Source organism: Microbacterium sp. (genome assembly GCF_047972865.1).
GTDB lineage: Bacteria > Actinomycetota > Actinomycetes > Actinomycetales > Microbacteriaceae > Microbacterium.
Genome location: NZ_JBKEAY010000210.1, coordinates 1 through 9,340 on the forward strand (window position 1 = coordinate 1; position 9,340 = coordinate 9,340).

At 67.4% G+C, this 9,340-nt stretch carries 7 protein-coding genes and 1 tRNA gene; 7 read left to right on the top strand and 1 reads right to left on the bottom strand.

All coding sequences use genetic code 11. The annotated features are described in order from the left end of the window. The coding region (locus ACK5KK_RS12670; protein ID WP_416890444.1) for a transposase at window positions 1–249 on the top strand (249 nt) is incomplete at its 5' end. Window positions 250–526: 277 nt separating this feature from the next. Here ACK5KK_RS12670 and ACK5KK_RS12675 read toward each other — a convergent pair. Continuing rightward, a tRNA-Gly gene (locus ACK5KK_RS12675) sits at window positions 527–600 on the bottom strand. Window positions 601–962: 362 nt separating this feature from the next. On the opposite strand from ACK5KK_RS12675, the gene ACK5KK_RS12680 reads away from it, so the two are divergent. Genes ACK5KK_RS12680 through dcd form a run of 6 tightly spaced genes read left to right on the top strand, consistent with a single transcriptional unit; the run spans window position 963 to window position 9,212 of the window. Next, window positions 963–2,501 (top strand): ABC transporter substrate-binding protein, encoded by a 1,539-nt coding sequence (locus tag ACK5KK_RS12680; protein ID WP_416890445.1) that lies wholly within the window; start codon window positions 963–965, stop codon window positions 2,499–2,501. A gap of 52 nt (window positions 2,502–2,553) precedes the next feature. Continuing rightward, the gene (locus ACK5KK_RS12685) at window positions 2,554–3,492 is read left to right on the top strand and encodes an ABC transporter permease (protein ID WP_416890446.1); all 939 of its coding nucleotides are present in this window, start codon (window positions 2,554–2,556) and stop codon (window positions 3,490–3,492) included. Continuing rightward, window positions 3,489–5,252, top strand: coding sequence for an ATP-binding cassette domain-containing protein (locus ACK5KK_RS12690; protein ID WP_416890447.1), 1,764 nt, complete (start codon window positions 3,489–3,491; stop codon window positions 5,250–5,252). Before ACK5KK_RS12685 ends, ACK5KK_RS12690 begins: the two co-directional genes overlap by 4 nt. Further along, on the top strand, window positions 5,249–6,085 hold the full coding sequence (locus ACK5KK_RS12695) for an ATP-binding cassette domain-containing protein (protein ID WP_416890448.1): 837 nt from the start codon (window positions 5,249–5,251) through the stop codon (window positions 6,083–6,085). Before ACK5KK_RS12690 ends, ACK5KK_RS12695 begins: the two co-directional genes overlap by 4 nt. After that, window positions 6,082–8,556 (top strand): glycoside hydrolase family 3 N-terminal domain-containing protein, encoded by a 2,475-nt coding sequence (locus ACK5KK_RS12700; RefSeq protein WP_416890449.1) that lies wholly within the window; start codon window positions 6,082–6,084, stop codon window positions 8,554–8,556. The genes ACK5KK_RS12695 and ACK5KK_RS12700 overlap by 4 nt, the downstream gene beginning before the upstream one ends. A 50-nt stretch (window positions 8,557–8,606) precedes the next feature. Next, complete coding sequence (gene dcd, locus ACK5KK_RS12705; RefSeq protein ID WP_416890450.1) at window positions 8,607–9,212, top strand: dCTP deaminase; 606 nt, start codon at window positions 8,607–8,609, stop codon at window positions 9,210–9,212. Window positions 9,213–9,340: the final 128 nt, after the last annotated feature.

The window sequence follows — 9,340 nt, forward strand, 5'->3', positions numbered from 1 at the left end:
CGCTGGTACTTCTGGGCCACCCATTCGAGGCTGCAGCCGATCATCGACGCGGCGAAGACGCTGAAACGGCACGAGGCCGGACTGCTCGCCTACTTCGCGCACCGGATCACGAACGCCACCGCCGAAGGACTCAACTCACCCATCCAGGCCATCCGAGTCTCAGCCCGCGGCTACCGCAACCGGAAGCACTTCAAAACCGCGATCTACTTCCACCTCGGCGGACTCCAACTCCACCCCACCACGCCATAACCCACGGAATTCCCGGAAGCGCCGCGAATAGAAACGCCAACCGTTTCACCTCCTTCAAGGTGTCGCACCCGTCCGGACCTACGTATCGCGAACCAGCGAATAGAAACGCGCTGGCCACTGCTGGTCGAGCGGAACTTGCCCTTGTTCGGACCTACGTATCGCGAACCAGGGAACAGAAACGCGTGGTGCGGGCGCATCCGGTAACGAACTCGTGGTGCGCACCGAGCGTTCGAACGCGGTACCGGTGGAGTACCGGACCGGCTTAGGGAGAACGTTGTGGAGGGGCTGACGGGAATCGAACCCGCGCTGTCTGCTTGGGAAGCAGAAGTTCTGCCATTGAACTACAGCCCCGTAGCAAGAAGCCTGCCGACGCTTGCTGACGTGGTTACTTTACCCCAGGCCGCGCGAACCTGGCGCGGCGACGGATCCTTCGCCCCCACCGGAACGCGGATGTTCGGTCGTGGCTCGCCGAGAATCGCCTCCACGCAACCTCGATTCGTTCCCGTTGTCACGCCCGTGCGTCGCGTCGGTGCACGAGACGGCCACGGACCCGCCTGGGGCGGGCGCGCTGACCCCCGATGAGCACTCAGCGCGCGGTCTCGCGCGGTCCACGCGTGCGATTTGCAAAACCACTGAACACTATTTAGTATTAGGAGCGGCCCGCGAACCCCCGCCGGGTCCCCCTGGATCACTACGACGTCGTAGGAGGCATCGTGAGATTGTCAAGAACGGCCGCTTTCGTGGGTGCAGCTACCGCAGCTGCCCTCGCCCTGACCGCGTGCAGCGGTGGCGGCACCTCAACCCCCGCGCCGGACGGTGCCGATTCGGCTCCGCTCCTCGTGCTCGCATCGCTGATGGAGCCCGCCAGCTGGGACCCGGCGCAAGCCAACGAGGGACACCCCGCCCCGATCTACCAGTCCGTGTACGACACGCTGATCAAGCGCGAGCCGGACGGGGAGCTCAGCCCCATGCTCGCGACGAAGTGGACGTCCAGTGAGGACGGATTGGCTCTCGACCTCGATCTGCGCACCGACGTCACCTTCACCGACGGTGCGCCCTTCAACGCGGATGCCGTCAAAGCGAACATCGAGCACTTCCAGACCGCCAATGGCCCCCTCCAGGGTAGCCTCGCCGCTGTGTCCGGCGTCGAGGTCGTTGACGAGGACACCGTCACCCTGACGCTGAACTCCCCCGACCCCGACCTTCCCTACAGCCTGTCCAACGCGGCCGGCTACATGGGGAGCCCTGTGGCCCTGGGCACCGCCGAGATCGCCGCGGCGCCGGTCGGCACCGGTCCCTACGTGCTCGACCAGAAGCGCTCAGTGGTCGGTTCGACGATCATCCTTACCCGCAACGAGGACTACTGGGGTGAGGAGCTGCCCTTCGATGAGGTCGAGTTCCGTGTCCTCGCCGACGAGACGGCGCGCCTGAACGCACTGACCTCGGGTCAGGTCGACTACGCGCCGCTGAACCGCGCGGCGTCCGCGATCCAGGCCGAGGCCGCCGGCCTGAGCGCGCCGAAGCTCTCGGTGGACTGGAGCGGTCTGATCTTCTTCGACCGTGACGGCACGCTGCTGCCCGAACTGGCTGATGTTCGGGTGCGCGAAGCACTCGCGATCGCGATTGACGCCGAGGCGCTCGTCGACGTCGGGTGGGAAGGCCGCGGTGTCGCCACGTCGCAGGTGTTCGGCCCCGACAGCGAGGGGTACAGTGCCGACCTCGACGGCGCCTACGCCTACGACCCGGCCCGCGCCAAGAAACTGCTGGCCGAAGCCGGTGCCAGTAACCTTGAGTTCACGTTGCCGATGAGCGGCGTGTTCGAGCCGGTCATCTACGATGCGATCATCCAGAACTGGCAGGACATCGGCGTCACCGTGAACCGTCACCAGTGGGGGCCGGGCGAAGCGATCGGCTCGATGCTCGGCGGCGAGTACCCGATCGTGTTCATGTCGTTGTCGCAGCGCTCGGACTGGGGCACCACTCAGTTCCTGCTCGCGCCGGACGCCCCCTGGAACGCCCTGAAGTCGACCGACCCCGATCTTGAGGCCCTCATCGCCGCGTATCCGCTTGCCGACGAGGCAGGTCGTGCCGATGTCGCTCGTCAGATCAATGAGTGGGTTGTCGACAACGTGTGGTTCGCGCCGGTGATGCGACCGGACGCCTTCAACTTCCACGGCGACAAGATCCAGCTCACCCCGCAGGTGCAGCAGGCCGTGCCGTCGATCTACAACTTCGCGCCCGCCGGCAACTGACGACGTGGGGGACCCGCGTGCGGGTCCCCCACTCTTGTCTCGAAAGTCCATCATGGCCTTCTTGCTCAAACGCCTCGCGTCGGCGATCACGCTCGTGTTCGCGACGTCGCTCATCGTCTTTCTGCTGCTGGCTCCAGCCTTCGGCGACATCCCGCGCAACGTGCTCGGTGAGAACGCCAGTGCGGAGCAGGTCGCAACACTGACCACGCAGCTCGGTTTCGACCGGCCCGTCTTCGTGCAGTACGCCGAGTGGCTGTTCGGCGCTCTCACCGGCGACCTCGGCGATTCGCTGTTCACCACACAGACGGTGTGGGCGGCGCTCGCCGTGCGGATGCCGGTGACCGTGGCCCTCGTCGCACTTGTCACCATCCTCAGCGGCGTCATCGGGTTCGCCATCGGCCTGCTCGCGGCTGTCAAGCGCGGCTGGGTCGACCGCCTGCTGCAGGTTCTCACGACGTTCGGTGACGCACTGCCTGCGTTCATCATTGCGCTGTTCCTGGTGACGGTGTTCGCGATCCAGCTCGACTGGCTCCCGGCCACCGGCTACACAACCTTCGCCACAGACCCGGCTGCGTGGGCGCGCAGCCTCACTCTGCCGGTGATATCGCTCACGATCGTCGCGGTCGCCGGTATCGCGCAACAGGTGCGCAGCTCCGTGATCGCGACGCTGCGCATGGACTACGTCCGCACGTTGCGCAGTCGTGGCCTCACCGAGAACCGCGTGGTCCTCGGCCACGTACTGCGCGCCTCGTCGACGACCGGATTGACCGCGCTGGCGGTACAGGTGGTCGGCATTCTCGGCGGCGCCGTCGTCGTCGAGCAGATCTTCGCTCTACCGGGGCTGGGAAGCCTCGCGATCGAAGCCTCTGCCCGCACGGATGTGCCGCTCGTACTCGGCGCCGTCCTGGCCTACGTCGTGATCGTCGTGATCGTCAACCTGCTGGTCGACCTCGCCGTCGCCTGGCTGAACCCGAAGGTGCGCCTCTCATGAGCCAGACCACCGCCCTCGTGTCCGCGGCGCGCGCACCCAAGCGAGGTGCCCTCCACCGCTTCCTGCGCAACCCGCTGGGCGTGTGCGCCACCGTCATCCTGCTGGTGATCATCACCGGTGCGATCGCCGCGCCTTTCCTCCCGCTCCCGCCCGCCGACCTCGTTGACCTGCGCAATGCGATGCTGCCCTCCAGCGGCGAGCACCTGCTCGGCACCGATGCTTCGGGGCGTGATGTGCTCAGCCGTCTGCTGTGGGGTGCGCAGGTCAACCTCGCGGGAGCCGCGCTCGCTCTGGTCGTCGCCCTGGTGGTTGGTCTTCCGACCGGCCTGGTGGCCGGATACTACGGCGGCTGGTTCGATTCCGTCGCCAACTGGGTGAACAACCTCAACATGGCCCTCCCCGGCATCGTCGTGCTGCTCGCGGTCCGCGCCGTCGCCGGGCCGTCGGTGTGGATCTCGATGGCGGTGTTCGGCGTCATGCTCGCGCCGGGCGTGTTCCGCATCACTCGTGCCGCCGTGCAGAGCGTGCGTGGCGAACTCTACGTCGATGCTGCCCGCGTGTCCGGTCTGGGTGATGCCCGCATCATCGGGCGTCACGTGCTGACGGTCGTGCGTGCGCCGGTCATCATTCAATCGGCGCGGCTGGCCGCGATCGCCATCGCGATCCAGGCCGGACTGGAGTTCCTCGGCATCACCGACAGTTCACTGCCGTCCTGGGGCAGCATGCTCAACGAAGGGTTCCGGCGCATCTTCGTGGCTCCGTCCCTCGTCTTCTGGCCGAGTCTGGTCATCGGCCTGGCAACGATGTCGCTCATCCTCCTCGGCAACGCCATGCGCGACGCCCTGGAAGATCGCGGAACGGCCGACGCGCTTCGAACCGGCAAGACCGCTCCCGCGGCAGCGGATGCTGTGGCCGATCGCCACGAAGGCGTCCTGCTGTCGGTGCGCGACCTCGAAGTCAGCTATGGCACCGGCGACGCCCAGAAGACCGTCGTTCACCACGTCGGCCTGGATATCTCCCCCGGCGAGGTGCTGGGGCTGGTCGGTGAGTCGGGATCGGGCAAGACGCAGACCGCGTTCTCGGTGCTGGGCCTGCTGCCGGAGGGCGGCTGGGTCTCGCGCGGATCGATCCGATTCGACGGCGTCGAGTTGACCGAGCAGACCGTCGCCGAACGCCGCGCCCTGCGCGGTACTGAGATCGGATACGTGCCGCAGGAGCCGCTGAGCAACCTCGACCCGAACTTCCGGATCGGGCAGCAGCTGACCGAGCCGCTGCGCACCCGGATGGGCATGACCAAGACCGAGGCGAAGGCGCGCGCGATCGAACTGCTGGCGCGGGTCGGCATCCCCGATCCCGAGGCCACCTACCGTGCCTACCCGCACGAGATCTCCGGCGGCATGGCCCAGCGTGTGCTGATCGCCGGGGCCGTGGCGACGCGGCCGCGCCTGCTGATCGCTGACGAGCCGACGACGGCGCTGGATGTCACGGTGCAGGCGGAAGTGCTCGATCTGCTGCGCGACGTGCAGCAGGAGACCGGAATGGCGGTGTTGATGGTGACCCACAACTTCGGTGTCGTCGCCGATATCTGCGATCGCGTCGTCGTTATGCAGCACGGCAGGGTGGTCGAGTCCGGTGCGGTCGAGGAGATCCTCACCACCCCGCGCGAGGAGTACACCCAGAACCTGCTGGCGTCAATGCTCGATGAGGAAGGACCGGTGCGGACGTATGCCGCACCGGCTGCGGAACGGAGCCAGTCATGACCGCCGATGACCTTCTGCTGCAGGCCGACGACCTCGAGGTCACCTACCGGTCTCGCGGACGCAAGACCTTCAGGGCGCTCAACGGTGTCTCCTTCGACATCCGGCCCGGTGAGACGCTGGGGCTGGTGGGTGAGTCCGGCTCCGGAAAGACGACGATCGGGCGGGCGATCCTGGGCCTGGCTCCCGTGTCGAACGGGACGGTGACCTTCCAGGGCGAGGACATCACGCATCTGTCGTCGGCACGCAGGCGCTCCCTCGCCACCGATCTGCAGGTCGTCTTCCAAGACCCGTATACGTCGCTGAACCCGTCAATGACGATCGCCGACATTCTGGCGGAGCCCCTGACGATCCAGGGTTGGACGAGAGCCGATGCGCACGCTCGGGTGCGGGCGTTGCTGGACCGGGTGCAATTGCCCGCCGACGCCGGCAACCGGCTGCCGCGGGAGTTCTCCGGCGGTCAGCGTCAGCGTGTCGCGATCGCTCGGGCAATTGCGTTGAACCCGAAGCTGATTGTGTGCGACGAACCGGTCTCGGCGCTCGACCTGACCACGCAGGCGCGGGTGCTGGACCTGCTGATCGAGATCCAGCAGGACACCGGCGTGTCACTGCTGTTCGTCTCACACGACCTCGCCGTGGTGCGCCACATCAGCCATCGCGTCGTGGTCTTGTACCGGGGCGGTATCGTCGAACAGGGGGAAGTCGACCAGATCACAGCGCACCCGGCGCACGCCTACACGAAGCGGCTGTTCATGTCGGCTCCTGTGGCCAACGTCGCCGAACAACGGCTGCGGCGTGAGCGACTGCATGACCTCGCAAAGATCGGAGACGAGTGACGACATCGGAGCAGGCGGATGCCGTGGTCGGCGGGTATCGCGATCTCAACGGCAACGGCGTGATGGATCCGTACGAGAACCCGGCCCTTCCGGTCGCCGATCGTGTCGCGGACCTCGTGCCCAGGCTCTCGCTCGAAGAGAAGGCGGGGCTGATGTTCCATCCCGTCACCGCCGTGTCGGCGGACGGCGCGATCGACGGCGCCCCCCTGCGCGATAACCGCCCTCCGACGCGCGAGTTCGTGCAGGATCGTTACGTCAACCACCTCAACGTGCAGGTTGTCCCCGGCCCGAGACAGTTGGCGCGGTGGGTCAACGAGGTGCAGCGGGCCGCTCTGGAAACCCCGCACGGCATCCCCGTGACAGTGGCGACCGACCCCCGCCACGGATTCACCGAGAACTGGGGCGCGTCCTTCCACGATGAGTCCTTCTCGGCGTGGCCGGAGCCGCTCGGGTTCGGCGCACTCGCCGAACCCGAGTCGGTGAGGGAGTTCGCCGAGATCGCACGCCGCGAATATGTCGCTGTCGGCATCCGGTCGGCGCTGCACCCGACGCTCGACGTCGCGACCGAACCGCGCTGGGCTCGTCAGTACAGCACGTTCGGCCAGAGCGCCGATACCGTCGCTGATCTCGGCATCGCCTACGTCGACGGGTTCGAAGGCGTCGCCGGATTGTCCGCCACAGGAGTGGCCTGCATGGCCAAGCACTTCCCCGGCGGCGGGCCGCAGCGAGATGGCGAGGATCCGCACTTCCCCTACGGCAGGGAACAGGTCTACCCGGCGGGTATGTTCGAGCACCACCTGGAACCGTTCCGTCGACTGATCGACCGCGGGGTCTCCGCGATCATGCCGTCCTACGGCATCCCGATCGGGCTGACCCTCGACGGCGAGCCCGTCGAAGAGGTCGGTTTCGGGTTCAACCGGCAGGTGATCACCGGCCTGCTGCGCGAGAAGCTCGGCTTCGACGGCGTCGTCTGCACCGACTGGGGCCTGGTCACCGCATCGCGGATCGGAGACAAGACGCTTCCCGCACGGGCCTGGGGTGTCGAGCACCTCAGCGACAGCGAACGCGTCAAGAAGATCATCGACGCCGGCTGCGATCAGCTCGGCGGCGAAGATGACCCGCGACTGGTCGTCGAGCTCGTCCGTTCGGGCCAGGTGCCCGAATCGCGCATCGACGAATCGGCGCGCCGCCTGTTGACGGTGAAATTCGAATTGGGCCTGTTCGACGACCCCTTCGTCGACGAAGAAGCGGCGCCCGCATCGGTCGGCACCGCCGACGACCGCGCGGCGGGCCGGCGCGCTCAAGCGCGGTCGATGGTCGTCATCTCCACGGGGCGCAGCCCGGCCGTGCCGCTGCTGCCGCTGCCGAAGAACTCGCGCGTGTTCTCAGAGGAGGTCGCGGCGTCGGCCATCGAGGCCGCCGGCTTCACCCCTGTGACGACCCCGGCCGAGGCCGATGTCGCCGTGGCGCGGATGCAGGCGCCGTACGATCCGCGCGACGACTACATGCTCGAATCGGCCTTCCGTGCCGGCTCGCTTGATTTCTCAGCCGAAGCGGTCGACCGTGTCAACGCCCTGGAACGTCAGGTCCCCGTCGTGGCCGTGGTTCGTCTGGACCGTCCCGCCGTGCTGGGACCGTTGCTGATGCACGCCGAAGCCTCCGTCGTTGAGTTCGGCGCGTCGGATGCCGCCGTCCTCGATGTGCTTTCGGGCCAGGTTCCACCCGTCGGTGTTCTACCGTTCGATATTCCGCGCTCGGTGTCAGCGGTCGCACGTGCGCGCCCGGACGCACCCGGCGACACCGAACGACCGCTGCTGCGCCAGGGGTGGCCCGGCGCCCGGATGAAACGCCGCGCATCGCGTGGCAGCTACCGCCAGGGACGGGAGAGTCGCGAGGTCATCCTCGGAACCGCGCTCGACGTCATCGAGCGGAAGGGGTACAGCGCCACCTCGTTGCGTGACATCGCTTCAGAGGCCGGTATGACGCAGGCGGGTCTGCTGCACCATTTCGGCACCAAGGAGAATCTGCTGCTGGAGGTGCTACGCCAGCGCGACATGCTCAACCGCCGGCTGATCTCCGCCGATCCCGGACGCGAGCCTTCCACCGTGCTGCTGGCACGTCACAACACGCAGACGCCAGCGCTGGTGGACCTGTACGTCAGCCTGCAGGCGGCAGCGAGCGACCCGGATCATCCGGCACACGAGTTCTTCCGTCGTCGCGACGCCGAGGTCCACGGCGCCGTCGCGCGGGACATCGCGGCGCGGCAGGCGGCGGGGACGGTGCGGGCGGGGATCGACGCCGACCACATGGCGCGCGTGTTGGTCGCCGTCTCCGACGGGTTGCAAGCGGAGTGGGGGATCGACCGCGACATCGACATGGCCGACACGATCGAACGACTGTGGGCGGTGTTGCTCGCTGATCCGGGTTCACCGTCGCAGGGAGACGATTCCGGCGGCGCGGCTCGGTCCTGAGGCTCGGGGCGTAGGCCGGCCGCCATCGGCATTCGCATTACGCTGGGGGCGTGCTGCTCAGTGACCGCGACATCCGCCTCGAAGTCGACAACGCCCGGGTCGGGCTGGATCCGTGGGATCCGCAGATGGTGCAGCCGTCGAGCGTCGACGTGCGCCTGGACCGGTACTTCCGGCTGTTCGACAACCACAAGTACCCGTTCATCGACCCGGCCGAGGATCAGCCCGACCTGACCCACCTGATCGAGGTGGCGCCGGATGAGCCCTTCATTCTGCATCCGGGGGAGTTCGTGCTGGGGTCGACGTTCGAGCAGGTGACCCTGCCCGACGACATCGCCGCGCGGCTGGAGGGCAAGTCGTCGCTGGGCCGGCTGGGTCTGCTGACCCACTCGACCGCCGGATTCATCGACCCCGGATTCTCGGGGCACGTGACGCTGGAGTTGTCCAACGTCGCGACGCTTCCGATCAAGCTGTGGCCGGGCATGAAGATCGGTCAGCTGTGCTTTTTCCGGCTGTCGTCGCCGACGCAGACGCCGTACGGCAGCGGGCCGTACGGCAACAGGTATCAGGGTCAGCGCGGCCCGACGGCGTCGCGGTCGTTCCAGAACTTCCATCGCACCGATGTGGGGGCGACGGATGCCGGGAGTCGCGGCGCCTGAGTCCCGCCGCGCGGGTGCGGTCGGCCGGCTATGGCAGGGGTTCGCAACCGGGGCCGGTGGGGTCTTCGGTGCAGGTGTGTTCGACGAGCGCGCTGCGCACTTCGTAGACGGTGACCGGGGTCGCGGGG